The sequence below is a fragment of the Micromonospora sp. CNZ297 genome (assembly GCF_007827625.1).
Genome location: NZ_VISU01000014.1, coordinates 145,269 through 170,851, shown reverse-complemented (window position 1 = coordinate 170,851; position 25,583 = coordinate 145,269). Strand labels below are relative to the sequence as shown.

General features: G+C 74.0%; 21 protein-coding genes. 9 read left to right on the top strand and 12 right to left on the bottom strand.

Going from position 1 to position 25,583, the window contains the following annotated elements:
• Positions 1 to 3: 3 nt before the first annotated feature.
• The 5 genes from FB454_RS23220 to FB454_RS23200 are packed head-to-tail and all read right to left on the bottom strand — an operon-like array spanning position 4 to position 4,831.
• Entirely contained in the window at positions 4 to 678 is a 675-nt protein-coding gene (locus tag FB454_RS23220) for a prephenate dehydratase (RefSeq protein ID WP_225319513.1), read from the bottom strand.
• Positions 662 to 2,083 (bottom strand): phenylacetate--CoA ligase family protein, encoded by a 1,422-nt coding sequence (locus tag FB454_RS23215; protein WP_145823474.1) that lies wholly within the window; start codon positions 2,081 to 2,083, stop codon positions 662 to 664. The genes FB454_RS23220 and FB454_RS23215 overlap by 17 nt, the downstream gene beginning before the upstream one ends.
• A 24-nt stretch (positions 2,084 to 2,107) precedes the next feature.
• The gene (locus FB454_RS23210) at positions 2,108 to 2,818 is read right to left on the bottom strand and encodes an SDR family NAD(P)-dependent oxidoreductase (RefSeq protein WP_013285752.1); all 711 of its coding nucleotides are present in this window, start codon (positions 2,816 to 2,818) and stop codon (positions 2,108 to 2,110) included.
• Positions 2,819 to 2,834: 16 nt separating this feature from the next.
• Complete coding sequence (locus FB454_RS23205; RefSeq protein WP_013285753.1) at positions 2,835 to 3,425, bottom strand: anthranilate synthase component II; 591 nt, start codon at positions 3,423 to 3,425, stop codon at positions 2,835 to 2,837.
• Positions 3,422 to 4,831 (bottom strand): anthranilate synthase component I family protein, encoded by a 1,410-nt coding sequence (locus FB454_RS23200; protein WP_486485445.1) that lies wholly within the window; start codon positions 4,829 to 4,831, stop codon positions 3,422 to 3,424. Before FB454_RS23200 ends, FB454_RS23205 begins: the two co-directional genes overlap by 4 nt.
• A gap of 353 nt (positions 4,832 to 5,184) precedes the next feature.
• Here FB454_RS23200 and pdxR point away from each other — a divergent pair, with 353 nt between their 5' ends.
• Genes pdxR through FB454_RS23175 form a run of 5 tightly spaced genes read left to right on the top strand, consistent with a single transcriptional unit; the run spans position 5,185 to position 11,564 of the window.
• On the top strand, positions 5,185 to 6,639 hold the full coding sequence (gene pdxR / locus FB454_RS23195) for a MocR-like pyridoxine biosynthesis transcription factor PdxR (protein ID WP_145823472.1): 1,455 nt from the start codon (positions 5,185 to 5,187) through the stop codon (positions 6,637 to 6,639).
• A gap of 41 nt (positions 6,640 to 6,680) precedes the next feature.
• Positions 6,681 to 7,490, top strand: coding sequence for an ABC transporter ATP-binding protein (locus FB454_RS23190; protein ID WP_145823480.1), 810 nt, complete (start codon positions 6,681 to 6,683; stop codon positions 7,488 to 7,490).
• Between the two features lie 28 nt (positions 7,491 to 7,518).
• Entirely contained in the window at positions 7,519 to 8,508 is a 990-nt protein-coding gene (locus FB454_RS23185; protein WP_013285756.1) for an ABC transporter substrate-binding protein, read from the top strand.
• A 5-nt stretch (positions 8,509 to 8,513) separates the two neighbouring features.
• Complete coding sequence (locus FB454_RS23180; protein WP_030268811.1) at positions 8,514 to 10,616, top strand: iron ABC transporter permease; 2,103 nt, start codon at positions 8,514 to 8,516, stop codon at positions 10,614 to 10,616.
• 45 nt (positions 10,617 to 10,661) lie between these two features.
• Positions 10,662 to 11,564 carry a siderophore-interacting protein gene (locus FB454_RS23175; protein WP_013285758.1) on the top strand — a complete coding sequence of 301 codons (903 nt, stop codon included), beginning with the start codon at positions 10,662 to 10,664 and terminating at the stop codon, positions 11,562 to 11,564.
• 61 nt (positions 11,565 to 11,625) lie between these two features.
• Here FB454_RS23175 and FB454_RS23170 read toward each other — a convergent pair whose 3' ends face one another.
• From FB454_RS23170 to FB454_RS23155, 4 genes are read right to left on the bottom strand one after another with little or no spacing between them, the layout of a single operon-like run.
• Positions 11,626 to 13,410, bottom strand: coding sequence for an IucA/IucC family protein (locus FB454_RS23170; RefSeq protein WP_145823471.1), 1,785 nt, complete (start codon positions 13,408 to 13,410; stop codon positions 11,626 to 11,628).
• Positions 13,407 to 13,991 carry a GNAT family N-acetyltransferase gene (locus FB454_RS23165; protein ID WP_145823479.1) on the bottom strand — a complete coding sequence of 195 codons (585 nt, stop codon included), beginning with the start codon at positions 13,989 to 13,991 and terminating at the stop codon, positions 13,407 to 13,409. Before FB454_RS23165 ends, FB454_RS23170 begins: the two co-directional genes overlap by 4 nt.
• A gap of 53 nt (positions 13,992 to 14,044) precedes the next feature.
• Positions 14,045 to 15,331, bottom strand: coding sequence for a lysine N(6)-hydroxylase/L-ornithine N(5)-oxygenase family protein (locus FB454_RS23160; RefSeq protein WP_145823470.1), 1,287 nt, complete (start codon positions 15,329 to 15,331; stop codon positions 14,045 to 14,047).
• 28 nt (positions 15,332 to 15,359) lie between these two features.
• A complete protein-coding gene (locus FB454_RS23155; protein WP_013285762.1) occupies positions 15,360 to 16,916 on the bottom strand; it encodes a pyridoxal phosphate-dependent decarboxylase family protein in 1,557 nt (518 codons plus the stop codon).
• Between the two features lie 229 nt (positions 16,917 to 17,145).
• Between FB454_RS23155 and FB454_RS23150 the strand changes: the two genes are divergently transcribed.
• Positions 17,146 to 19,182 (top strand): penicillin acylase family protein, encoded by a 2,037-nt coding sequence (locus tag FB454_RS23150; protein ID WP_013285763.1) that lies wholly within the window; start codon positions 17,146 to 17,148, stop codon positions 19,180 to 19,182.
• A complete protein-coding gene (locus FB454_RS23145; RefSeq protein WP_013285764.1) occupies positions 19,179 to 19,736 on the top strand; it encodes a GNAT family N-acetyltransferase in 558 nt (185 codons plus the stop codon). The genes FB454_RS23150 and FB454_RS23145 overlap by 4 nt, the downstream gene beginning before the upstream one ends.
• A gap of 12 nt (positions 19,737 to 19,748) precedes the next feature.
• Here FB454_RS23145 and FB454_RS23140 read toward each other — a convergent pair whose 3' ends face one another.
• Positions 19,749 to 21,974 (bottom strand): hypothetical protein, encoded by a 2,226-nt coding sequence (locus FB454_RS23140; RefSeq protein WP_145823469.1) that lies wholly within the window; start codon positions 21,972 to 21,974, stop codon positions 19,749 to 19,751.
• Positions 21,975 to 22,181: 207 nt separating this feature from the next.
• Between FB454_RS23140 and FB454_RS23135 the strand changes: the two genes are divergently transcribed.
• Both FB454_RS23135 and FB454_RS23130 read left to right on the top strand, forming a co-directional pair.
• Positions 22,182 to 23,084 (top strand): thioredoxin family protein, encoded by a 903-nt coding sequence (locus tag FB454_RS23135; RefSeq protein ID WP_145823468.1) that lies wholly within the window; start codon positions 22,182 to 22,184, stop codon positions 23,082 to 23,084.
• Between the two features lie 22 nt (positions 23,085 to 23,106).
• Entirely contained in the window at positions 23,107 to 24,336 is a 1,230-nt protein-coding gene (locus tag FB454_RS23130) for an epoxide hydrolase family protein (RefSeq protein ID WP_145823467.1), read from the top strand.
• 57 nt (positions 24,337 to 24,393) lie between these two features.
• Here the strand turns inward: FB454_RS23130 and FB454_RS23125 are convergent, their stop codons facing one another.
• Both FB454_RS23125 and FB454_RS34985 read right to left on the bottom strand, forming a co-directional pair.
• Positions 24,394 to 25,359 carry a golvesin C-terminal-like domain-containing protein gene (locus tag FB454_RS23125; protein ID WP_030268833.1) on the bottom strand — a complete coding sequence of 322 codons (966 nt, stop codon included), beginning with the start codon at positions 25,357 to 25,359 and terminating at the stop codon, positions 24,394 to 24,396.
• Positions 25,359 to 25,511, bottom strand: a complete 153-nt coding sequence (locus tag FB454_RS34985) for a hypothetical protein (protein WP_013285768.1) — start codon at positions 25,509 to 25,511, stop codon at positions 25,359 to 25,361. The genes FB454_RS23125 and FB454_RS34985 overlap by 1 nt, the downstream gene beginning before the upstream one ends.
• Positions 25,512 to 25,583 lie beyond the last annotated feature (72 nt).

The window sequence follows — 25,583 nt, the reverse complement described above, 5'->3', positions numbered from 1 at the left end:
CTGTCACTCCGGTTCTCCTCGAAGGTGCGGTCGGCGGTGGCCGAAGAGCAGCCAGACGATCTCCGCGCCGGGGCGGCGGACCACCCAGCGCAGCGCGTGCCGGCGTACCCCCGGGGCGTTCGTCACCGCGAGGTCGGCGGCCCCGGCGGCGAGCAGCTCGGCGGCGTGCTGGGTGGACTCGGCGTCGAGCCACCGCATCGGACGGTCGCGCAGCGCGGGCGGGGCCAGGTCGGCGAAGATCCGCCGGACCTCCCAGAGCGCGGCCACAGTGACCTCGCCGTCGCCCGGGTGCGCGTCCCGTTCCCGCGCCGCGATGCCGTACTCCGGGGTGGCCTGCGCGAAGTAGGCGTCCAGGCGCAGGTCGCGGTGCCAGTGGAAGCGGGTGGCGCCCTGGTACGCGCTGGGCACCAGCGCCTGGTCGACGCGGCGTTCCACGAGCGCGCCGAGCACCTCGTCGAACGTGTCGCACAGCTCGATGCGCAGCGCGTGCCGCTCGGCCAGGAACGCGGCGGTCAGGTGGCTGGACGTGCCGGCCGGCCCGAGCGTGGCCACCGCCGTGCCGGGGTGGTCCGCCCACCGGTCCACCACCGTCCGCCACCGCCGTCCGTACGCCCCGGCGAGCAGGCCGGGCAGCGCGGGCACCGGCGCGGCGGCTGCGGTGTCAGGTGTCGTAGCCACGCCTGCCCGCCATCCGCCGGGCCACCCGGGTCTCGTGGTCGTCGGCGACCCGCCGGTCCACGATCCGTGCGGCCTTCCAGCTCACGAACGCGCCGGTGCTGACGATCGGGTCCAGCCCGTCGCTCAGCTCGACCTCCACCGGCACGCCGAGCGCGGCGGCGGCACGCCGGCGCACCCCGCCGGCCACCGCGGCCGGGTCGTCCACCAGGTCCTTGAGCAGCTCCAGCCGGACGGTGAGCCGGTCGCCGCCGGCCGGGTCGTGGTCGATCACCACCTGGTAGCCGGCCGAGCCGGTGACGCCGGTGAGCACCGCGCTCTCGATCTGCCCGGCGGTACGGCGCTGCCCGCCCAGGTCGATGCGGTCGAGCGTGCGCCCGACGATCTGCACCAGGTCGCCGGGCATCTCGCAGTCGCAGTCCGACGCGCCGACCACCACCGCGTCGCCGGTGCGGTAGCGGATCAACGGCTTCACGCCGTCGACGAGCATGGTCACCGTGAGCTCGCCGGTGCCGCGCGGGCCGTGCGACGCGCCCGTCTCCGGGTCGACCACCTCGATCAGGTAGTTGGTCTGGGACAGGTGCATCCGCTTGTTGCGGCAGGCGGTGGCGATCACGAACGCCTCCTGCGAGCCGTACAGGATGTTGTAGACGTCAGCGCCCCAGACCGACTCCAGGTTGTGCGCCAGCGCCGGCGTGCACATCTCGCCGGTGACGAACAGCAGCTTGACCGCGAAGTCCTCGCGCAGCCGGTAGCCGTGGTGCTCGGCGGCCTTGGCCAGCATCAGCGCCACGCCCGGCGTGCAGCAGATCACCTCAAGTTCCAGGTCCCGCATCAGCTGGAGGGCCTTGGCGAACCCGATCACCGGCGAGTACGGCCAGATCTTCGCGTTCATCGCGCCGGTGTTGCGGGCCACGTCGCCGAGCGTGTCGCCGAACGAGTGCACCTCGGTCGGGCCCATCAGCCCCACGCGGGGCGCGTGGTCGCCGAAGTAGTGGCGGAAGATCGACGCCCAGGACTCGGTGACGTGGGCGTTGCTGGCCACCACCTCGCGGCCGTCGCGGGGGCAGGGCGTGGCGGGCCCGGTGGTGCCGGTGGTCTCGTAGAAGAAGACGGCCTCGGCCAGCGGGCGGCTGAGCACGTCGAGCATCTCCTCGCGCAGGTGCGCCTTCGTGGTGAAGGGCAGCCGGTCGAGCGTGGCCGGGGTGATCGTGGACAGGTCGATCCCGGCGAGGTGCCGGGCGTAGAACGGCGAACCGGTGCCGACCTGGTCGAGCACCCGGCGCAGCTGCCGGTCCCGCCAGTCACCGAGCTGCTCGGCGGTGAGCGTGCGGTCGTAGAACGCGCGGTGCAGACGCAGGTAGTCGGCGGCGAAACCGGCTGCCGGGCCGGTGGTGGGAAGCCACATGGATCGGGGTCCTCTCGGTGTGCGTCAGTGCAGGCCGCCGTCGACGTCCAGCACGGAGGCGGTGACGTAGCTGCTGTCCGGGCCGGCCAGCCAGGCGACGGCGGCGGCGATCTCGTCCGGGGCGCCGAAGCGGCCGGCCGGGATACGGGCCCGGTAGTCGTCCCGGCGGGCCGCCGGGATCCGGGCGGCCATCGGCGTCTCGACCAGCCCGGGGGCGACCGCGTTGACCCGGATGCGGTGCGCGGCGAGCGCCCGGCCGAGGCTGCGGGTGAGCGCGACGACAGCGCCCTTCGAGGCGCCGTACGCGGCGTCCGGGCTGCCGATCCGGCCACTGATCGAGGCGACGTTGACCACGGTGCCCGGACGTCCGGCGGCCACCAGCGCCCGGGCGTACGCGAGCGTGCCGAAGAACGTCGCGCCGAGGTTCGTGTCCAGCACCTCGGCATACGTGCGCGGGTCGTAGTCGAGGAAGTCCCGGGCCGGGTAGACGCCGGCGTTGTTCACCAGCACGGCGGGCAGGCCGTGTCGCTCGTGCACGTCGTCCAGCAGCCGCTGCGCCTGATCCGGCACGGCCAGGTCGGCGACGAGCGCCGCGTACGCGGACGGGTCGGCAGCTGGCTCGCGGTCGACGCTGAGCACCCGGTGACCGGCGCGGGTGAGCGCCGCGGTGACGGCCCGGCCGATGCCGCCGGCCCCGCCGGTGACCACGGCGAGCGGGGGTACGGACCCGGACATGATCCGTCTCCGCCGCTCAGCCGGCGACCGGCAGCGCCGCCGGTACGCCGCGCAGGAAGTTGTCGAACAACCGCAGCCCGTCCTGGGTGGTCACGCTCTCCGGATGGAACTGCACCCCCTCGACGGCGAGCGTGCGGTGGCGCAGGCCCATCACGTAGCCGTCGTCGCCGGAGCGGGCGGTCACCTCCAGCGGGGGCGGCACCGGGTCGGCGACGATGAGCGAGTGGTAGCGGGTGACCGTCAGCGGTGCCGGCGCCCCGGCGTAGACCCCGCGGCCGTCGTGCGTGACCTCGCTGGTCTTGCCGTGCATCAGGTGCCGGGCCACAGCGATCGTGCCGCCGTACGCCAGGCCGATCGCCTGGTGGCCGAGGCAGACGCCGAGCAGCGGCACCCGGCCGGCGAACGCGTGGACCAGCTCGACGTGGCCGGAGTCGCCGGGGTGGCCGGGCCCGGGGCCGAGCACCACCGCGTCGGGGCGCAGCGCGGCGAGGTGCCGGGGGCTGCGCGCGCGGGACCGGACCACCACCGTCCGCGCACCGAGCGTGCGCAGGTACTGGTCGATGATGTGGGTGAAGCTGTCGTACGCGTCGACGAGCAGGACCTTCACGACAGCAGCTCCTCGCCGGTCAGGGCCCAGTAGGCGGCGCTCATCTTGGCCAGCGTCTCCCGCCACTCGGCGGCCGGTGTGGAGTCGGCGACGACCCCGGCGGACGCCTGGGTGTGGTAGCGGTGCCCGTCGTGCACGACGGTGCGGATGCAGAGCGCGAGCACCGCGAACCCGCGGACGTCGACCAGGCCGATGGCGCCCGCGTAGATGCCCCGGGGCTCCGCCTCCAGCCCGTCGATGATCTCCATCGACCGCAGCTTCGGCGCGCCGGTCATGGTGCCGGCCGGGAACGCGGCGCGGACCGCCGCCCACACGTCCGCGCCGTCGTCGAGGCGGCCGGACACGGTGGAGACCAGGTGGTGCACGTACGCGAACGGCTCGACGTCGAGCATCGCGTCCACCGACAGCGTGCCCGGCTCGCAGACCCGGCCGATGTCGTTGCGGCACAGGTCGACGAGCATGACGTGCTCGGCGCGCTCCTTCTCGCTGGCCCGCAGCTCGGCCACCCGGCGGCGGTCGGTCAGCGGGTCGGCCGAGCGGGCGGCGGTGCCGGCGATCGGGCGCATCGACAGCCGGTCGCCGTCCAGGCGCAGGAACAGCTCCGGGCTGGCGCCGATCACCGTGCGCCCGGCCCAGGGCGCCAGGTACATGTACGGCGACGGGCTGCGGTGCCGCAGGCGCCGGTAGACGTCCAGCGGGGTGAGGGTGGTCTCCACCTCGATGCGGTGGCCGATCTGCACCTGGTAGCTGTCGCCGACCCGGATGTGCCGCAGGCACCGCCGCACCCGCTCGGCGAACGTCTCCTCGTCGACGGTGTCGCGCACCCGTTCCGGCGTGGGCGCGGGTGGCGGCGGCTGGTCGGCGGGTACGCCGGTGAGCAGCCGCGTCACCGGCGGCGCCGGCTGCGGCGGCAGGTGCGGGCCGGTGGCGTGCAGCTGGTGCGCCGTCCCGGCGCGAAGGTCCCACCAGACGGTGTGCCGGAACAGTGTCAGCGCGCACCGGGGGAGGTCGTCGTCGGCCCGGTCCAGGGTCAGCTCGTCCATGTCGCGGGCGGCCTCGTAGGCCAGGGTGGTGAGGAAACCGAAGGCGAACCGGCCGGCCGGCACGGGCGTCTCGACGGTGAAGGCCCGCTGCACGGCGCGGACCACCGACCAGAGCTGCGCCGGGCCGGGCACGTGCCAGGCGGACGTGGTGTCGCGCTGCCGGGCCGGCGCGCCGAGGACGGCGGTGACCACCGCGCGCAGCGCGTCGCCCAGCGGCCCGGCGGCGGTCAGCTCGCACCTGTCGGCCAGGAACCGCAGCTCGGCGAGGCGGCCCCAGCCCACCGCCGCGGCCTGCCGGTCGGCGGCCGGCCCGTCCAGGCTTTCGAAGAGGTACGCGTCGTGCGCGGCATGGCTTTGTGTCAATGCGGTGTACAACGCGAGCGGATTGATGGACGGCAGTGTGATTGAGGTCACGGAAATCGGAATGCGGTCGGCCGGCGTCGTGCCTCCCGGCGTCTCCGAACGGTGGTCTGTGGTTTCCGCACCCACCGCAGTCGACAATGAGGACACTGTGGAACCCCCCTTTGAGCAGCCCGGATGCCCCCACGCGGACCGGCTGGGCCGCGTTCGGTGACAGATCGGACTTCCCCCGTTGAAAAGGACGCGCGGCACCCCCCGGGTTCGGCCGGGAATGGGTTGCGGTCCCGGGAAACACTTTCACCAAGTGCGGTTCCCGCTGTCCATACCACTTCGGTGACCGGGGAGAGGACCAATCGGTGTGGCATCTGAATCTGTCAATTGACGGCGACGCGCGCGAAACGTTGTCGGCGCAGCTCCGCAACGCTCTGCGCGGCCGGATCACCGACGGCACGCTGCGCCCCGGGACGCGCGTCCCGTCGACCCGGCAGCTCGCGACTGATCTCGGCGTGTCCCGGACCGTGGTCGTCGAGGCGTACGAACAGCTCTGCGCCGAGGGCTACCTGACGTCGCAGCGCGGTTCCGGCACCTCGGTGGCGGACTCCGCGCGCGCCGGTGTCGCCTCCGCGCTCACCGCCGACGAGGCGCCCGCGCCGGAGGTGTGGGACCTGCGCGCCGGCGGCACCGACGTGTCCACGTTCCCGCGCCAGGACTGGATCCGCTGTGTCGGCGCGGTGCTCCGCTCGGCCGGGCCGCGGGAACTGGGCTACGCCCCGCCGTCCGGTCTGCCGCCGGTCCGCCGCACGCTCGCCGGCTACCTCGGCCGGGTCCGGGGCGTCCGCGTCCGCCCCGAGCACCTGATGATCACGTCCGGCTTCGCCCAGGGGCTGGCGCTGCTCTGCCGGGTGCTGCGCGACCAGGGACACGAGGCGATCGGCGTCGAGGATCCCGGGCACCCGGGGGAGTGGGCGTTCATCGCCGACGCCGGGCTGCGGCCGGTGAGCGTGCCGGTGGACCGGGAGGGCATCCGCGTCGACGAGCTGGCCGCCACCGGCGTACGCGCCGTGCTCACCACCCCGGCCAGCCAGTTCCCCACCGGCGCTCCGCTGAGCCGGCGGCGCCGGGAGCAACTGCTCGACTGGGCGCGGGCGGTGGACGGGTACGTCGTCGAGGACGACTTCGACGCCGCGTTCGTGCCACCGGCGCAGCGGATGCCCGCGTTGCAGAGCGTCGCGCCGGACCGCGTGGTCTACGCGGGCAGCGCCAGCAAGGTCCTCGCCCCGGCGCTGCGGCTCGGCTGGCTGGCCGCGCCGACCGGGCTGGCCGCCTCGATCGAGCGGGTCCGGGCCGGCTGGGACATCGGCTGCTCCGGGCTGGACCAGCTCGCCTTCGCGCGGCTCGTGGACACCGGCGCGTTCGACCGGCACCTGCGCCGGCTGCGCGCCGAGTTCCAGCGCCGCGGCCAGGCGGTACGCCAGCACGTCGCGCGCCACCTGCCCGGCGTGGCGCCGCTCGACGCCAGTGGCGGCCTCCAGACGTACCTGGTGCTGCCCCGCTGGTGTGCTGAGGAGTCCATGGTGGCCGCCGCGCGGCGCCGGTCCGTGCTGGTTCGCGGCGGCCGGTTCTACGCCCTGCGCGCCGACGACCGGCCACCGGCGCTGGTCATCGGGTACGCCGGGGTGCGCGGCGCCGAGCTGGGCCGGGGGCTGGCCGGGGTCGCCGCTGCCTACCGCGACGTGACCGCCCGTCACGCGACCGGTGTCAATGCGCGGCGGGTCGCCGATTCCGACCGAAGGACCGGCTTGACAGCGTGATCGTTGATTAGGTTAGCCTAACCTCCGTGACGAGCAGAACGGTGCGAGCCGACGGCTTGAGCGGCAGCGACCTGCGGCTGGGCTACCACGGCACGACGGTGGTGCACGACGCCGCCATCACGCTGCGGCCCGCGGCGGTGACCGCGTTGGTCGGCCCCAACGGCAGCGGCAAGTCGACGCTGCTGCGCGGGCTGGCCCGCCTGCACCCGCTGGACCACGGCGAGATCGTGCTGGCCGACGGCACGCCGGCCCGGGCGCTGTCCGCCCGGGACTTCGCCCGCCGGGTCACGCTGCTCGCGCAGAGCCGCCCCACCCCCAGCGGGGTGACGGTGCGGGACGTGGTCGGGTACGGCCGGCACCCGTACCGGCAGCGGTGGCGCGCGAACGACCTCGACGGACCGGCCGCGATCGACCGGGCCATGCGGGTGACGGGCGTCGACGGCATGGCCGGCCGGCCGGTCGACGAGCTGTCCGGCGGCGAGCTGCAACGGGTCTGGCTGGCCACGTGCCTGGCCCAGGACACCGCGATCCTGCTGCTGGACGAGCCGACCACGTTCCTGGACCTGCGCTACCAGGTGGAGATCCTCGACCTGATGCGCGAACTCGCCGACACCGCCGGCGTCGCCGTCGGTGTGGTGCTGCACGACCTCAACCAGGCCGCCGCCGTCGCCGACCAGGTCGTGCTCCTGCACGAAGGCCGGGTCCGCGGCGCCGGCACGCCGCACGAGGTGTTCACCGAGGAGGCGCTCACCGAGGCGTACGGCATCCGCGTCGAGGTGAGCGTCGACCCGGTCACCAACCTGCTCTCCACTCGTCCCGTCGGCCGGCACACGACCCGCGTCTCCGCCTGACCGACTCCTGCACACAGAAGAGAAACCGATGCTGCGTACCCGTCTGACCCTGCTCGTCGCCGCCGCGGCGAGCGCGCTGCTGATCGCCGGCTGCGGCACCACCGAGGAGCCCGCCGCCGCACCGTCCCCCTCCGACGCCGCGTCCACCGGCCCGGTCACCGTCACCGACAGCCGGGGCAAGACCATCACCCTCAAGAGCCCCGCCACCAAGGTCGTCGGCCTGGAGTGGGGCGAGGTGGAGATGCTCGTCGGCCTCGGCGTGATGCCGGTCGGCGTGGCCGACCCGAAGGGGTACGCCACCTGGGTGACCGCCGCCCCGCTCGACGCGAGCGTCAAGGACGTCGGCACCCGGGGTGAGCCGAGCGTCGACTCCATCGTCGCCCTCCAGCCGGACCTCGTGGTGATGGAGGCCGAGCGCGGCTCCGCCGTCGTCACCCAGCTGGAGAAGTACGTCCCGGTGCTGGTCACCAAGGGCAGCGACGCCTCCGACAACATCGGCCGGATGCGCGCGGACCTGAAGATGATCGCCACCGCGACCGGCCGTACCGCGCAGGCGGACAAGCTGCTCGCCGACTTCGACGCCGCGCTCGCCGACGGCAAGAAGAAGATCGCCGACGCCGGGGCGGCCGGTAAGCAGTTCGCCATCGCCGACGGCTGGAAGGAGGGCAGCACCGTCTCGATCCGGATGTTCGGCCAGGGCGCGCTCGTCTCCCAGCTCGGCATCCAGCTCGGCCTCAAGAACGCCTGGACCGGCAAGACCGACGAGATGTGGGGCCTGGGCCAGACCGACGTCGAGGGCATGACCGTCCTCAAGGGCCAGGACGTGCACTTCTTCTACAACGCCTCGGACGGCACCGACGTGTTCGCCGACGGCCTCGCCGGCAACGCGATCTGGCGTTCCCTGCCGTTCGTCCAGCAGAACAAGCTGCACAAGATGCCCAACGGCATCTGGACCTTCGGCGGCACGCTGTCCGCCAAGCAGTACATCGACGAGCTGGTCAAGGTCTACACGGCTTGAGCGCGATGACCGCCCCCGCCCCGCCGGGGCCGGCCACCCGGCCGGCCCCGGTCGGGCCGCCGCCCGCCCGGCGCAGCCGGGTGGCCGGCGCGTTCGCCCTCGCCGCCGCGCTGCTCGTCGCGATCACCGCGGTGCACCTCACCCAGGGCACCTCCTCGGTGGGGGCGCTGGACCTGCTCCGGCTGCTCACCGGCGGCGACGACGAGACCGCCCGGGTGCTCGTCGCCTCCCGCCTGCCCCGGCTGCTCACCGGCCTGGCCGTCGGCGTCGCGCTCGGCTTCGCCGGCGCGGCGTTGCAGTCGACCACCCGCAACCCGCTCGCCTCGCCGGACACGCTCGCCGTCAACGCGGGCGCCCACCTGGCGATCGTCGCCACCGCCGCGTTCGGGATCGCGCTGCCCGCGCTGCCCGCGGGCGGGCTGGCGTTCTGCGGCGGCCTCGCCGCCGCCTCCCTGGTCATGCTGCTCTCGGCCGGCGGTCAGGCCGCCACCACCCGGCTCATCCTCGCCGGCTCGGCCACCGCGATGGCGCTCTCCTCGCTGACCATGCTGCTCATGCTGCTGTTCGAGCAGGCCACCATCGGCCTGTTCGCCTGGGGCAACGGCTCGCTCGTGCAGGGCGACCTGGTCGCGTTCACCCAGCTCGCCCCCGTGATCGGGGTCGCCGCGCTGGTGCTCGTGGCCCTCGGGCACCGGCTGGACCTGCTGGCCCTCGGCGACGACACCGCCACCGTGCTCGGGCTCAACGTGCGCCGTACCCGGCTGACTGTCGTGCTGCTGGCCGTGCTGCTCTCCGCCGCGGCGGTCACCCTGGCCGGCCCGATCGGCTTCGTCGGCCTCGGCGCGCCGGTGATCGTCCGGCTGCTCGGCCGGTGGGTGCCCGAGGTGCACCGGCACCGCATCCTGATGCCGCTGTCCGGCATCGTCGGCGTGGTCATCGTGCTCGGCTCCGACGTGCTGCTGCGCGCCGTGCTCGGCGGGCAGGCCGGAGTCGACGTGCCGACCGGCGTGGTGACCACGCTCTTCGGCGCGGTGCTGCTGGTCTGGCTGGCCCGCCGCCACCGCGACGCCGGACCGACCCGGCAGGCGCCGGGCGGCCACGCCGCAGTCCGCTCCCGCGGCTTCGTCGCCACCGTCGTCGCGGTCTGCGCGGTCGTCGTCACCGCCGCGCTGGTGCTCGGCATGCTCGCCGGTGACACGTGGGTGCTGCTCGGGGACATCGTCAACTGGGTGCAGGGCCGCACCGGACCGGCGTACACATTCGTGCTGGACGCCCGCTGGCCGCGGGTCGCCGCGGCGCTGCTGGCCGGCGCCGCGCTGGCCCTGGCCGGCACCACCGTGCAGGCGGTGTGCCGGAACCCGCTGGCCGAACCGGGCATCCTCGGCATCACCGGCGGTGCCGGCATCGGCGCGGTGTCGCTGCTGACGTTCGCGCCGATGGCCGGCGTGCTCGCCCTGTCCGGCGCCGCCGGTCTCGGCGCGGTCGTCGCGTTCGCGCTGGTCTACGGCCTGGCCCGGCGGCGGGGGCTCAACTCCGACCGGCTGGTGCTGATCGGGTTCGCGGTCTGGCAGGGCGGGACGGCGATCATCACGTTCATCGTGGTGTCGTCCGACCCGTGGAACACCGGCAAGGCGCTGACCTGGCTGTCCGGCTCCACCTACGGGCGTACCGCACCGCAGGTGCTGCCGGTGGCGATCGCGCTGCTGATCGCGCTGCCGGTGGTCGCCGCCGTGCGCCGCGAGCTGGACCTGCTCGCGCTCGACGACGACACGCCCCGGGTGCTCGGCGTCCGGCTGGAACGTGCCCGGCTGGTCGCGCTCGGCCTGGCGGCGCTGCTCACCGCGACCGCCGTGTCGGCGGTCGGCGTGATCGGCTTCGTCGGCCTGGTCGCGCCGCACGCGGCCCGGGCGCTCGTCGGCGGGCGGCACACCCGCGTCCTGCCGGTCGCGGTGCTGCTCGGCGCCACCCTGGTCAGCCTCGCCGACACGCTCGGCCGCAGCGTCATCGCTCCCGCCCAGGTCCCCGCCGGTCTGGTCACCGCCATGATCGGCACCCCGTACTTCGTCTGGTTGCTGTGGCGTTCCCGCGCCGCGGCAGCCGCCCGTTAGCCCGTTCACCGACGCAGCCCCCACCGGCCGTGAGAGGAATGACGCATGACCAGCACCCTGGCCGTCGCGCCCTGGCGAGTCTTCACCGTCGAGGTCCGCGCGCTACGCCGGCTCGGCCCGTCCTTCCTGCGGGTGACGCTCACCGGCCCGGACCTGGACCGGTTCGCCGACAACGGGTACGACCAGCGGATCAAGCTGGCCCTGCCGCCGGTCGACGGCGCGCCGGGGGAGCTGCCCGACGGGCCGGACTGGTTCCCGCGGTGGCGTGAGCTGCCGGACGCGCTGCGCAGCCCGATCCGCACGTACACGGTCCGCGCCGTCCGGCCGGAGGCGTACGAGGTGGACGTGGACATGGCGCTGCACGGCGACGGCGGCCCGGCCACCCGGTGGGCCCGGCGGGCGCGTCTCGGCGACCGGATCGCCGTCGTCGGCCCGGACGCCGGGTGGGACGGCCCGCACGGCGGGGTCGAGTTCCAGCCGCCGGCCGGCGCGACGCTGCTGCTGGCCGGCGACGAGACCGCCGCGCCGGCGATCTGCGCGATCCTGGAGCGGTTGCCCGCCGAGGCGCGCGGGCACGCGCTGGTGGAGGTGCCGGAGACCGGCGACGAGCTGCCCTGCCGGGCGCCGGCCGGCGTCACCGTGACCTGGCTGCCCCGCGACGGCGCCCCGCACGGCAGCCGGCTCACCCCGGCCGTGACAGGTCTGGCCGGGCGGCTGGTGCCGGTACCGGTCGCGGTGGCCGCCGCGCCGCTGACCGAGGTGGACGTGGACCGGGACATCCTCTGGGAGGTGCCGGAGCGGCCCGACGGCGCGGCGCTCTACGCCTGGCTGGCCGGGGAGGCGGCGGTGATCCGCGGCCTGCGCCGGCACCTGGTCACCGAGCGGGGCATGGACCGGCGCGCGGTGGCGTTCATGGGCTACTGGCGGGCCGGTCGCGCGGAGAACTGATCGTCCCCACCACCGACGGAAGCGGGCCGGCGCGATGCGCCGGCCCGCTTCCGTCATGCCATCAGTCGCGCGGTGCGTACGGGGCGAGCGGGTTGACCAGCGTGCCGGCGAACTGCAACGCGGCGGACGGGTCGGACAGGTCCACCATCTGCTGGTTGTTGCGCAGCTGGAGCCGGTTGAGGCAGGACAGCGTGAACTCCGGCGCGAACAGGTCGTGCCGGCGCATCCGGTCGGCCAGGTGCGGCACCGTGGCGGCGTAGTCGGCGGCGCATGCGGCGACGGTGCGCCAGAACTCGTCCTGGTCGAGGACGCCCCGGGTGTGCAGGGCGGCGCTCAGGTGCCGCAGGAAGCAGTCGAACACGTCGGTGAAGATGGACAGGATCTTCTCGTCCTCGGGGATCGCGGCCCGGATCCGCCGCACCCGCTCCGGCAGGTCCGCCTCCGGGTTCATCACCACGATCTCCTCGGCGATGTCCTTGAAGACGACCCGCTCGACCACGCCGTCGTGCAGCACCAGGATGACGTTCTCGCCGTGCGGCATGAACGCCAGGTCGTGGGCGTACAGGCTGTGCAGCAGCGGCACCAGGTAGGCGTCCAGGTAGCGGCGCAGCCAGTCGGCCGGCGCCAGCCCCGACTCGTCGATCAGCGCGGCCGCGAGCGACCGCCCGTCCCGGTCCAGGTGCAGCAGAGAGGCCATGGTGGCCAGCCGCCGCCCGGGTTCCAGCCCTGGTACCGGGCTCTCCCGCCAGAGCGCCGCCAGCATCTTCCGGTACGGGGAGTACCTGTCGGTCGCCGCCTCGTACTGCCGGTGCCGGTAACCGATGGCGGCCCGCTCCCGGATGATCGACAGTCCGGTGCGCTTGAGCACCGGGTCGCCCTCGATCAGCCCGGCCAGCCAGTCGTTGATCGCGGGCGTCGCCTCCATGTACGCGGCGGACAACCCGCGCATGAAGCCCATGTTCAGCACCGACAGCGCGGTCTTCACGTAGTGCTTGGCGGGGTCGGTGACGTTGAAGAAGGTACGGATGGACTGCTGCGCCAGGTACTCGTCCGGCCCCTCGCCGAGGCAGACCAGCCGGCGCGCGGCCACCTCACCGGCGAACGTGACGGCGAGCTTGTTCCACCACTGCCACGGGTGCACCGGGACGAACAGGTAGTCGGCCGGGTCCAGGCCCAGCCCGGTGAGCGTGGCGGTGAACCCGGCCAGCGTCTGCTCGCCCAGCTCGGCCCGGACCAGCGTGTCGTAGTCCAGGTCGTCGGCGCAGGTGAACGTGGTGTGGTCGCGGTGCGCGGCGAGCCAGAGCAGCCGTACCGGCGCGGCGGCCTCCGGGGCGTACGCGTGGTATTCGTGCACTCCGAAGCCGATGCGGCCGTTGTTGGCCACGAAGCAGGGATGCCCCTCGGTCATGCCGGTCTCGATCGCCTGGAACCCGGCGGCGGCCAGCTCGGCGGCGCTCAGCGCGGGCTTCGCGAGCTTGTACGCGGTCCCGGCCAGCGTGGAGGTGATCTCCTCCAGGTAGACCGGCAGGCTCGCGTCGGTGAGGCCGAGCGCGCCGCGCAGCTCCACGCACAGGTCCACGGCGTCGGGCGGCAGCTCCGCGCCGTCGCGGCGGCGCACGATGCTGTCCGCGTCGACCTCCCAGTGGTCCAGCGCCAGCCGCTGCGCGGCGAACCGGTACTCGACGGTGCCGTCGTCGCTGCGGACCAGCCACCGTCCCGGGCCGTCGGGCTCGGGGGTGATCAGGCGCTCGTGGGCGAACTCGGCGAGCGCCTTGCGCACCAGCAGCCGGTTGGCCGTCGCCCACGCCTCGGGGGTCAGGTGGTCCACGGATGCGCTGGCGTTCACGCCGGTGCCCCTTCCTCGCCTGTGGGCACGCCGGTGGCGGCCCGGAACTGGTCCCGCGTGCAGACGCTGAGCAGCGCCTCCTTCTCGGGCTTGCGGATCGGGCCGACGACTGTGAAGCCGACTGCCGCGTTGAGCGCGTGCACCGCCGTGTTGCGCACGTCCGGCTCCACCACCACCCGGCGCGTCGCCGGGTCGGCGAACAGCCAGGCCATCACCGTGGTGATGACGGCACGGGTGAAGCCGTGCACCGGCGTGTCGGCGGGTGCGCAGAGGAAGTGCATGCCCACGTCGCCGGGCTCCGGGTCGTACAGGCCGACCAGCTCCACCCGGGCCGGGTCGTACCGCTCGGCCAGGAACGCCGGAGCGCCGCGCCACGAACCCAGGTACGCGTCGTGGTGCGGATGGTCGGCGATGCGCCGGTACTCGGCGGCGACCGCCGCCACGTCGGCGTCCTGCATGAGCCAGAACGCGGACTTGGGATGGGTGACCCAGCGGTGCAGCAGCGCGACGTCGGCGTCCGGGTCCAGCGGGCGCAGCGTGAACTCGCCCAGCGCGTTGTCGACGCGGGTGAACGCGGTCATGCGGGGCCGGCTGGGCATGCGCTCGCGGCCCTCGCTTCGCTCGGTGCGCTCGCTCATGCCGGGGCTCCGGCCGGCGCGCCGAACTCCTGGAACGCGATGGTCTTCTCCACCGGGTAGTGCTCCCGGCCGGTCATCTCCCGGATCAGCCACGAGTTGCGGTACGGACCCATGCCCAGGTCGGGCGAGGTGATGCTGTGCGTGTGGGTGCCGCCGTTCTGGAGGAACACGCCCCGGCCGGTGTGGTCGATGCTGTAGTTGCGGGCCACGTCGAAGCGGCCGTGCGCGTCGAAGCGGAGCCGGTCGCGTACCGGCGCGAGGAACTCCGGCACCCGGTAGTGGTAGCCGGTGGCCAGCACCAGTCCTTCCGTGTCGAGGGTGAACGCGCGGTCCTGCTCGGTGTGGCGCAGCCCGAGCCGGTAGCGGCCGTCGGTGTACGCCGCCTCGACCAGCTCGGTGTTGGTCAGCAGGCGCGTCGGCGCCGGTCCGTGCAGGCTCTTGGCGTACAGCAGGTCGTAGATGTCGTTGATCAGGTCGGCGTTGATGCCCTTGAACAGCGGCTTCTGCGCGGCCTCCAGCGCGTAGCGGGTCGGCTCGGGCAGCGCGTGGAAGTAGTCCACGTAGTCCGGCGAGGTCATCTCCAACGTGAGCTTGGTGTACTCCAGCGGGAAGAACCGGGGCGAGCGGGTCACCCAGGTGAGCTGGTAGCCGTACGTGTCGATGTCGCAGAGCAGGTCGTGGTAGATCTCCGCGGCGCTCTGGCCGCTGCCGACGACCGTGATGCTGTCCTTGGCCCGCAGCGCCTCCCGGTGCTCCAGGTAGCGCGAGTTGTGGATCATGTCGCCGCCCAGGCCGGCGCAGGCGGGCGGCAGGTACGGCGGCGTGCCGGTGCCGAGCACGAGGTGCCGGGCCCGGTGGGTGACCGGCCCGTCCGGCGTGTCCGCGTGCACCACGTACCGGTCGTCGCTCTCGTCGTACTCGACAGCGGTGACGCTGTGCCGGAAGCGCAGGTTCGGCAGCTTCCCGGCGGCCCAGCGGCAGTAGTCGTTGTACTCGGCGCGCAGTGGGAAGAAGCTCTCCCGGATGTAGAACGGGTAGAGCCGTCCGGTCTCCTTGAGGTAGCTCAGGAACGAGTACGGCGAGGTCGGGTCCGCGAGCGTGACCAGGTCGGCGATGAACGGCGTCTGGAGCCGGGTGGATTCGAGCAGCATGCCGGGATGCCAGTCGAAGCTGTCGCGGGCCTCCAGGAACAGGCCGTCGAGGTCGTCGATCGGCGCGGTGAGGCAGGCCAGGCCGAGGTTGTAGGGGCCCAGCCCGACGGCGATGAAGTCGTGGGTCGACATGGGGATTCTCGTTCTCCTCGACGGGGGGTCAGACCGGGCAGGACAGCTCGGCGGCGGCCGCGGTCCGGGCGTACCAGGCGGCGTGGTCGGCGATGAGGTCCAGCACGTGGGCGACGTCGTCCACTGTGGTCTCGGGGTTGAGCAGGGTGAGCTTCAAGTGGTGGGCGCCGTCGACCTTGGTGCCGGCGACCAGGGCCGCGCCGGAGGCGGCGAGCGCGTCGCGGGCGTGCAGGTTTGCCTCGTCGACCAGATCGGGGGCGAGACCGGACGGCCGGTACCGGAAGACCACTGTGCTCAGCTGCGACGGCGCGGCCACCTCGAAGCGCGGGTCGGCGTCCAGCCGCCGCCACGCCTGCGCCGCGAGGTCGACGACCTGGTCGAACAGCGTGCCGATCGCGTCCGGTCCCATGATCCGCAGGGTCAGCCAGAGCTTGCACGCGTCGAACCGGCGGGTGGTCTGGATGCTCTTGTCGACCTGGTTCGGGAGCCCCTGCTCGACCGCGCGGACCGGGTTGAGGTAGTCGGCGTGCCAGGTGGCGTGACGCAGCACCCGGCCGTCGCGGACCAGCAGCGCGCTGGAGCTGACCGGCTGGAAGAACGACTTGTGGTAGTCCACTGTCACCGACGCGGCCCGTTCGATGCCGTCGAGCAGGTGCCGGCGGGTGGGTGAGACCAGCAGGCCGCAGCCGTACGCGGCGTCGACATGCAGCCAGACCCCCGCGGCGGCGCAGATGTCGGCGATCTCCGGCAGCGGGTCGACGGTGCCGAAGTCGGTGGTGCCGGCGGTGGCGACGACGGCCATCACCACCTGACCGTCGCGGTGGCAGCTGTCGATCGTGCGGGCCAGCTCGTCGGTGCGCATCCGGCGGGTGGCGTCGGTGGGCACGGTGAGCACCGCGTCGGCGGCCAGGCCGAGCAGCTTGGCGGCCTTTTGCACGCTGAAGTGCCCGGCCGCGGAGGTGAGGATGCGTAGCCTGGACAGCACCTCCGGCCGGTCCGGCCGGCCGGTCGCGCCGCCGCCCACCACAGTGCGGTACGCCTCCTCGCGCGCCAGCAGCATCGCCTGGAGGTTCGACTGGGTGCCGCCGCTGGTGAAGACCCCGTCGGCGGTGGCGCCGAGCCCGATGCGCCCGGCGGTCCACTCGATCAGGCGCCGCTCCATCAGCGTCGCACCGGCGCTCTGGTCCCAGGTGTCCAGTGAGGAGTTGACGGCGCTGAGCACCGCCTCGCCGAGCAGCGCCGGGATGACCACCGGGCAGTTCAGGTGGGCCAGGTAGCGCGGGTGGTGGAAGTAGACCGCGTCACGCAGCCACACGTCGTGCAGCTCGTCCAGGGCGGCGTCGGTGTCGCCGAGCGGCCGGTCCAGGTCGATGGCACCGATGAGCGGCGCCAGCTCGTCGGGCGTGACGCCGGTGAACGGCCGGTCCGCCTCGCCCACCCGGCGGGCGACCCGGTCGACGCCGCGCGCCAGCACGTCCCGGTACCGACCGAGCGAGCCGGCGTTGAACAGGTGGCCGCGTGCCGTGGCGGCGGCGCTGCCGGTGTCGGCGGGCGCGGCGCCGGTCGGGCTCCCGATCGAACTCATGCGACTTCCCAGCGGTCGTACGGACAGGACGCGCGGCGATCAGCCGCGGCGATCAGGTTAGGTTAGGCTGGCCTAACTGGCAAGCACGACTCGGGGTGCTTTGTCCCGCATGTACCGCCGGTTGGCGCCCCGCCCGCGTCGCGGTAAGGTCGCCCTCGGTTAGGGGAGGTTATCCTAAGTTGACTGTCGAACGGAACCGTCGCCCGGCGCGCCGAGGCGGCGCGAGACGATGACACACGTCGATCGCGATCAGTGGGGCGTGCCCCAGTTGTGGGCCGGCGACGTCGACGCGCTGGCGCGTCTGCAGGGGCGTGTCGCCGCTGTCGATCGGGCCTGGCAGATCAGTGCCGAACGTTGGCGCGCCGAGGGTCGCCTGGCCGCCCACGTCGGCCCGGCCGAGCTGGCGTGGGACCGGTTCGCCCGCCGCGTACGGCTGGACGACACCGCCCGGCGCTGCTACGAGCGGCTGGACCCTGACACCCGGCGGTGGGTCGAGGCGTACGTCGACGGGGTCAACTCCGGACTCGCCGAGGGCGCCGCCGCCGCGCCGGAGTTCGCCGCCACCGGCACCGCGCCCGAACCGTGGCACCCCTGGTCGCCGCTCGGCGTGTTCCTCGTCCAGCACGTGCTGTTCTCCACGTTCCCGAACAAGCTCTGGCACGCGCACGTGGCCCGGACGCTCGGCCCCGAGGCGGCCGGACTGTTCGCGGTCGAGGGACCGGCCTCGTCCGGCAGCAACGCCTGGGCGGTGCCCGCCGACCCGGCCACCGGGCGCGGCCCGCTGATCGCCGGTGACCCGCACCGGCTGCTCGAACTCCCCGGCGTCTACCAGCAGGTCCGGCTGGCCTGCCCGGAGTTCGACGTGGTCGGTCTGGCCTTCCCCGGCGTGCCGGGCGTGCCGCACTTCGGCCACACCGGCCACGTGGCCTGGGCCGTCACCAACGCGATGGCCGACTACCAGGACCTCTACCGCGAACGGCTGCGCCGCGACGGTGACCGCGTGCTGGTGCGCGACGCCGACGGCTGGACGCCCGCCGCGCGCCACGTCGAGGAGATCGAGGTTCGCGGCGGCGCTCCGGAGACGGTCGAGGTGATCGAGACGCCCCGCGGGCCGGTGATCGACCACGACCGGGTCACCGGCGAGGCGATCGCCCTGCGCACCCCGAGCCGGGTCGAGGCCCGGCTCGGCTTCGAGGCGTTGCTGCCGCTGCTGCGTGCCCGGCGTACGGGCGACGTCGCCGAAGCGCTGCGCCACTGGGTCGAGCCGGTCAACAGCGTGCTCGCCGCCGACACCGGGGGAGGCGTCCGCCGCCTGGTCGCGGGCCTGGTCCCGGTACGCGACGAACGCTGCCGCCGGGAACCCGTGCCGGCCTGGGAGCCGGCCTACCGGTGGCGGGGCGACTACCTGCCGCTGGTCGACGAGCCGGTGGACGGCGTGGCGGTGTGCGCCAACGACCGGCGCGACGACGTCGCAGCGCACGGTGCCGACTTCGCCCCGCCGCACCGGGCCCGCCGGATCCGGGCGCTGCTCGCCGACGGCGCCGAGCCGTCCACAGTGCACACCGACGACCGGCTCCCGGCCGGACCGCTGTACCGGCTGCTCGACCGGCTCGACCCGGACCGGCTCGACGAACCCGCCCGCGCGCTGCTGCTGCGGCTGCGCGGATGGGACCGGGCGATGGCGGCCGGCTCGGCCGGGGCCGGCGCGTACGCGGCCTGGCGGGCGGCGCTGGCCCGGCGGTTGCGCGTACACCCGAGGTTGCGTGGCCTCGACGAGCCGTGCGGGTTCGACGAGCTGTTCGCCCCCTGGACCGACCCGGCCGCCCGGATCGGCCTCGCGCTGGACCACCTGGCCGCCGCGTTCGACCTCGCGGAACCGGCCGCCGAGGCGCTGGCCGAGGTGGCCGCCGGCCCGGCGCCCGGTGAGTGGGGCAGCCGGCACCTGCTGCACCCGGTGCACCTCGGCGTCGCCCCGGCGATCACCGACGCGGTGACAGCGATGCGGCGGCGGGTGGCACTCGGCGGCGACACCGACTGCGTGCTGGCCACCTCCAGCGTGCCGGGGATCTCCGACGCCTGCTGGCGCGGCCCGGTGGCCCGCTACGTGTGGGACCTGACCGACCGGGCGGCCAGCCGCTGGATCGTCCCCTTCGGTGCGTCCGGGCGCCCGGACGATCCGCACTTCGCCGACCAACTGACCCACTGGGCCGCCGGGACGCTGATCCCGGTGCCCGACGGCCCACTGACGGGAGACGAGACGACGTGATCCACCTGGAACGGATCCCCGGCCTCGGCGAGCTGGCGCTGGAGCCGGTACGCCCCGACCGGCACGCGGACCTGCTGCACGGCTGGGTGATCCGGCCCCGCAACCGGTTCTGGGGCATGGGCTCGCACACCGTCGACGAGGTACGCGAGATCTACGCGTTCGTCGACGGGCTCGACACCCACCACGCGTACCTGATCCGGCTCGACGGCGAGCCGATCGGGCTGTTCCAGACCTACCAGCCGGAGGCGGACCCGGTCGGCGAGCGCTACCCCGTGCAGCCCGGCGACGTGGGGACGCACCTGCTGCTCGACGCGCCCCGGCCGTACCCGGGTTCGCTGACCGGCGCGGTCTTCCCGGCCCTGATCCGGTTCCTGCTGCGCGACCCGGCCGCGCGCCGCGTGGTGGTCGAGCCGGACGTGCGCAACGACGCGATGCTGCGCCGCCTGCGCATCGAGGGCTTCACGCTCGGCGACGAGATCGACATGCCGGACAAGCGGGCGAGGCTGGCGTTCCTCACCCGGGACCGGTTCGAGGCGGACCACCCTCCGGCGTGACACCCGTCCGCGTCACGGTCCGGTGGCGCGCAGCCGCCCGGCCAGGTCCCGCACCGTCTCGGCGTACGCCGGGTCGTCCTCGGACGGGAGGTGACCCTGGATCGGCGGCGGGACGCTGTCCCAGGCCGGCGCCACCAGGCTCTCCGGATCCCGGAGACGGCGATCCACCGCCGCCTCCGGGCCGCTGACGCGGGCCGGCTCGTCCGCGCGGTGCGGGGAGAAGATCCATCCGCCCAGCGCGTCGGTGTCCCGCCACAGGTTGCGCCACCGCCACCCCACCCGGCCGCCGATCCCGCGCAGCATCTCGTCGCCCACGTAGGCGGGGAACAACCGGGCGTAGAGCCGACGCAGCGGCGAGCTGTAGGTGAGCAGGGCGACCCGTGCGCTGATCTCCGCCGGCAGTTGCAGGACTGTCGCGGCGACGAGCACCGATCCGTGGCTGTAGCCGGAGAGCAGCACCCCGCTGCCGCTGTGCACCAGGTACGTGATCCGCCGGGCCAGCTCCGGCACGGCCCGCTCGGCGTAGCAGGGCGGTGCGAACGGGTGCGCCGCCCGGGGCCAGAACGTGGCCAGGTCGAAGAGCACGCCGACGTGGTGCCGGAACCCGGGGCTGCGGTAGGCGAAGACCCCGGCGACGACCAGGGCCAGCACCGCAGCCGAGATCGCCACCCCGCCCACCTCGATGCCGAACATGACCAGCTCGGCCGGGACGTGCGTGCGGCGTTCCAGCGTCTCGCCCGGCTCGGGACGGACCAGCGCCATCGCGGTGGTCGCCGCGCCCGCCCCGGCCATGACGGCGAACAGCACCGCCAACGGCACCATCAGGTCGGTGAACCGGGCCCGGACGATCATCGTCCGGACCTGCCGCAGCCGCGGCGCCGCCTCGGCCGGCGGCGCCGGGAAGTCCCGCTCGACGATCGCCTGGGCGGCCCGTGTCCGGCCGCGCCGGGACACCAGCGCCACCACTGCGGCGGCCGCCAGCGTGACCAGCAGCGCCCGGAAGAAACCGTAGATCGCCCAGGTGTACGCGCGCGCCGGACCCGGTATGTCGTCCGCCGGGGACACGCCCCGGTCCAGCAGGTCGGCGGTGCGCTGGACCAGCTCGGCGGAGTACGCGACCGCGAGCCCGCCCGCCGCCGCCGCGACCACGAGCGCGCCGAGCCCGTTCGGCGGCCGGTGGCCGCGTACCCGCAGGCGGTGCCAGAGCAGCACGGCACCCAGTGCGCCCAGCAGGACCGCGTGCGTCACCAGCAGCCAGGTCAGGATCGAGCCGTAGCCGGGCAGGCCCCCGCCGGTACGCCAGCGGGCCGGGGCGAACAGCAGGTACCCGGCCACCACGACGGTGAGCCCGACCGCTGTGGCGCGCAGCGCACGGGCGACCCGGTCACGTCGCGGGTCGCTGGGCGCCCGGTCGACGAGCGGCGGAACGCAGACCAGTACCACGCAGGCGAGCAGCACCGCGCCGGTGACCGCCAGCAGCGCCGCCACAGTGGGCGGGACACCCTGCGCGGCCCGGGCGGCCAGCAGACAGCCGTCGAGGGTGGCGAAGGCCGCCGCGATGTGTATCGAACGCAGCCGGCCCATCAGCGGCTCGGCGTCCCACTGGCCGATCGTGCTCAGCGGCGGCCCGGCGGACGCCCGCTCCGGCGCCCGGAACGCGGTGAACGAGCGACCCGGCCGCCGGGCGCCCCACCAGACCAGGCTCACCGCGGCGGCCGGGACCAGCGCCAGCACCACGAGCCGCAGCCCCACCGGCCGCCCGCCCATCCAGGACAGCCACTCCCGGTCGGCGATGCAGGCCGGGACGGACAGGCACTGCCAGGCCACCAGGTCCAGCGCCACCCCGGCGCCGGCGAGCACGTACAGCGCGGTCAGGCTCAACCCCAGCACCCGGCACAGCGCCCGCACGACCGCGCCGCCGACCGCGTCCCCCGGCCGCATCCACACGGCCACGTTGAGCAGCATGAAGGGCATCAGGAACAGCAGCGAGAGGGTACGCAGCGCGGTGCCGGACGGCAGGTCGTTCCACTGGTACGCCTCCAGCGTCACCCCGCCCGCCCCGTGCTCGTCGGCGTGTCCGTGACGGGGACGGTAGAAGCCGGCGCTGCGGTCACCCGCGACCTGCCGGACCAGCGGCCGGCCCAGCACCTCGGCGGCCCCGCCCGCGGAGACGCCGTGCACCCGCAGCTCCACCACCTCGCCCGACGGCGCCTGTGCCCGCCCTGGTCCAGCCGTCATCGACCCTCCGCGACGTCCCGGCCGCCCACGCCGCCTGCACGGCCCGCCCTCGGGTGGCGCAGCGTCCTACCCGGCCGGGCCGGGGGCAAACGCCCGCGGGCCGGGCGGGCGGCCCGTTCGAAGCCGCGCCCTCCGGGTAACCGCCGCCGGACGTACTCGGAAGGGAGCCCGCATGACCGGCACACCATCACCGCGCGGCGCGGCCGGATGACGGGGGCCGCGGTGGCGACCCGGCTGCCGCCGATCGACGTCCACCGGTGGGTGAACTCCGCGCCGCTGACGCCGCAGGAGCTGCGCGGACGCGTGGTCCTGGTGGACGTCTGGGAGTACACCTGCGTGAACTGGATCCGCACCGCCCCGTACGTGCGGGCCTGGCATCGCGACTACCGCGACCTGGGGCTCACGGTGATCGGCGCGCACGCGCCGGAGTTCGCGTTCGGCCGGCTGCCGGAGAACATCGACCGGGCGATCCGCGACCACGGGCTCACCTACCCGATCGCGATCGACGACGACTACACGTTCTGGCGGGCCCTGCGCAACGACGCCTGGCCGGCCAGGTACCTCTTCGACGCCGACGGGCGGCTGGCCGACCGCTGGATCGGCGAGGGCGGCTACGACCGGACCGAGGCGCTGATCCGGCGGCTGGTCGAGGCCGCCACGCCCACGCCCGCGCTGCCGCCGGTCACCGCGGAGGTGACCGCGTTCGTGACCAGCCCGCAGCCCACGTACGCCGGGATCACCCCGGAGACCTACCTCGGCGCCGACCGGGGTGTGCCCGGCACGTACGCGCTGACCGGCGACTGGCGGGCCGAGGGCGAGTACGTCGAGACGGGCGGCGCCGGGGCGGAACTGGTCCTGCCGTTCACCGCCGGTGAGGTGAACCTGGTGGCCGACCCGGGACCGGAGGGACCGGCAGCGGTTCGGGTGCTGCTGGACGGGAAACCGGCCGGTGACGCGCGCGGCGCCGACGTGGACCCGGACGGCACGGCCGCCGTCGACCGGGCCGCGATGATCCGGCTGGTGGACGGCGCGACGCCGGGGGAGCACCGGCTCACCCTGCGCGCCGAGCGGCCCGGTCTCCGCGCGTACGTCTTCACGTTCGGTCCCTGACCCGACCCGAGGAGGACAACCCGTGGCCGTCAAGACCATGACGCCGACGCGTACCGCCGCCGGCATCCGCGACTTCCGCGTCGACGTGCCGGAGGCGGACCTGGAGGACCTGCGGAACCGGATCGCGGCCACCCGCTGGCCGGAACGGCAGACCGTGGACGACCAGTCGCAGGGCGTCCCGCTGGAGACCAGTCAGGCGCTCGCCCGCTACTGGGCCACCGGGTACGACTGGCGCCGGGTCGAGGCGCGGCTCAACGACCTGCCGAACTTCGTCACCGAGATCGACGGCCTGGACATCCACTTCATCCACGTACGCTCGCCGCACCCCGACGCGCTGCCGCTGATCGTCACGCACGGCTGGCCCGGGTCGGTGATCGAACAGCTGAAGATCATCGGTCCGCTCACCGACCCGACGGCGCACGGCGGCCACGCCTCGGACGCGTTCCACCTGGTGATCCCGTCGATGCCCGGCTACGGCTTCTCCGGCAAGCCGGACCGGCCCGGCTGGGATCCGCAGCACATCGCCCGCGCCTGGACCGAACTGATGCGGCGGCTGGGCTACACCCGGTTCGTGGCCCAGGGTGGCGACTGGGGCGCGCTGATCACCGACATGCTCGGCGTGCAGGCGCCGCCGGAACTGGCCGGCATCCACACGAACATGCCGTGCGTGGTGCCGCCGGACGTCGACGCGCTGTTGCAGACCGGCATCACCGGCGTGAACAACCCCGTCGCCGACCTGCCGTCCGGGCTCTCGGCCGAGGAACGGGCCGCCTGCGAGCGGATCGACTTCTTCTGGAAGCACTCCGCGTACGCGCTGATCATGACCACCCGCCCGGAGACCCTGACCGCGCTCGCCGACTCGCCGGTCGGGCTGGCGACGTTCATGCTCGACCACGACGCCGCGAGCCTGGACCTGATCTGCGCCGCGTTCGCCGGCCGGCCCGGCGGCTTGAGCCGCGACGACATCCTGGACAACGTGACGCTCTACTGGCTCACGAACACGGGTGTGTCCTCGGCCCGGCTCTACGCACAGAACGCGCTGTCGTTCTTCGCCGCCAAGGGCGTCCAGGTCCCGGCCGCGGTGAGCCAGTTCCCGGACGAGATCCTGCTCGCGCCGCGCAGCTGGGCCGAGCGGGCGTACCCGAACCTGATCCACTACAACACGCTCGACCGGGGTGGGCACTTCGCCGCCTGGGAGCAGCCGGAGCTGTTCGCCCAGGAGATGCGGGCCGCCTTCCGGTCGCTGCGCTGACCGACGGCGGACGCGGCCGGGTGGGGCGCCCACCCGGCCGCGTCGGTACGCCCGGGGTCAGACCTCGGTCAGCCGGACCGCGTCGGCGATGACCAGGCCGGCGGCGGAGCTCCATCGGCTGACCGCGACGCGGTTGGCGTCCCCGGCCGGCAGCGTGAACGTGCCGAGCGAGCGCCACTGCCCGCCGGTCGCCCGCTGGTCGACCACGACCGTCCGGTTGCCGGTGGTGGTGGCGACGATGTACGGCGTGGCCGCGTTGTAGCCCGCGTTCGCCGGCCACCACGCCTCGACCCGGTAGTTGCCGGTGCGGGGGACGTTGAACTTGTACCAGGCCGCGTCGCTCGCGGCGACCGGGTCCGCGTAGCGGTAGTCGGCGCCGTAGCGCTGCCCGGAGTACGTCGAGGTGCCCCAGCTCGCGCTCGCGGTGAACCGGCCCGCCGTCGCGTTGTCCACGATCGACGTCCAGCCGGTGCCACCGCCGGCCATCTTGGCGGCCACGTCGGCGCGCATCGTGTTCAGGTCGATGAAGGACGGGTCGATCTTGCCGGTGGTGCTGGTCTCCCGGTGGCCGCGGGCGTAGCTGGAGTCCCGGCCGAGCCGCTTGAGCACGGCGGCGGTGGCCGCGATGCTCGCGTTGTACTGGGCGGTGGTCATCCGCTGGTCGACACCGTTGTAGTCGATCTCCCACCCGATCATCAGGGTGTTGCCGTCCCCGGCCGGGATCGGGCCGCTGCCGCCGCTGGTGCCGGCGTGGTTGCACCGGCCGGCGGAGATCACGTGGAACACGCCGTGGTAGTCCACGAGCGCCTGGCAGAGCGGGCCGGGCAGGTCGGACCGGCCGTTGATGCAGATGTTCAGCGCCGGGTGCGGGTTGGTGGCGCTGGACGTGGCGGCGGTGTGGTGCCAGAGCACGCCGATCGGGTCGAACGAGCCGGAGCGCATCCGGTTGAGCCAGTCGCCCTCGACCACGACCTGTACGCCGGCGCCGCGCAGCACGTCCACCAGCCAGGGAATGGTGGCCATCACTGCTCCCCGAGCAGGTCGGCGAGGCACTCGGCCTTCGGCGCGGCGTGCGCCGTACCGGGACGGACGGCCACCGCGAGGGCGGCGGCCACCAGGGCGGGTACGCCGAGCAGACCTCGGCGTCGCAGACGGGGGGATCGTGACGTGGGCATGGCGCTCCTCGGGTGACGGCGCTTCACCGATCGACGGATGTGAGTGCGGGCACGCTATACCGGCATCTGCCG

Coding starts and splice junctions, on each gene's coding strand:
- FB454_RS23215 (WP_145823474.1), bottom strand. CDS start 2,083: ATGTGGCTTCCCACCACCGGCCCGGCAGCCGGTTTCGCCGCCGACTAC.
- FB454_RS23155 (WP_013285762.1), bottom strand. CDS start 16,916: ATGAGTTCGATCGGGAGCCCGACCGGCGCCGCGCCCGCCGACACCGGC.
- FB454_RS23160 (WP_145823470.1), bottom strand. CDS start 15,331: ATGTCGACCCACGACTTCATCGCCGTCGGGCTGGGCCCCTACAACCTC.
- FB454_RS23210 (WP_013285752.1), bottom strand. CDS start 2,818: ATGTCCGGGTCCGTACCCCCGCTCGCCGTGGTCACCGGCGGGGCCGGC.
- FB454_RS34985 (WP_013285768.1), bottom strand. CDS start 25,511: ATGCCCACGTCACGATCCCCCCGTCTGCGACGCCGAGGTCTGCTCGGC.
- FB454_RS23180 (WP_030268811.1), top strand. CDS start 8,514: ATGACCGCCCCCGCCCCGCCGGGGCCGGCCACCCGGCCGGCCCCGGTC.
- FB454_RS23150 (WP_013285763.1), top strand. CDS start 17,146: ATGACACACGTCGATCGCGATCAGTGGGGCGTGCCCCAGTTGTGGGCC.
- FB454_RS23135 (WP_145823468.1), top strand. CDS start 22,182: ATGACGGGGGCCGCGGTGGCGACCCGGCTGCCGCCGATCGACGTCCAC.
- FB454_RS23185 (WP_013285756.1), top strand. CDS start 7,519: ATGCTGCGTACCCGTCTGACCCTGCTCGTCGCCGCCGCGGCGAGCGCG.
- FB454_RS23125 (WP_030268833.1), bottom strand. CDS start 25,359: ATGGCCACCATTCCCTGGCTGGTGGACGTGCTGCGCGGCGCCGGCGTA.
- FB454_RS23165 (WP_145823479.1), bottom strand. CDS start 13,991: ATGACCGCGTTCACCCGCGTCGACAACGCGCTGGGCGAGTTCACGCTG.
- FB454_RS23175 (WP_013285758.1), top strand. CDS start 10,662: ATGACCAGCACCCTGGCCGTCGCGCCCTGGCGAGTCTTCACCGTCGAG.
- FB454_RS23140 (WP_145823469.1), bottom strand. CDS start 21,974: ATGACGGCTGGACCAGGGCGGGCACAGGCGCCGTCGGGCGAGGTGGTG.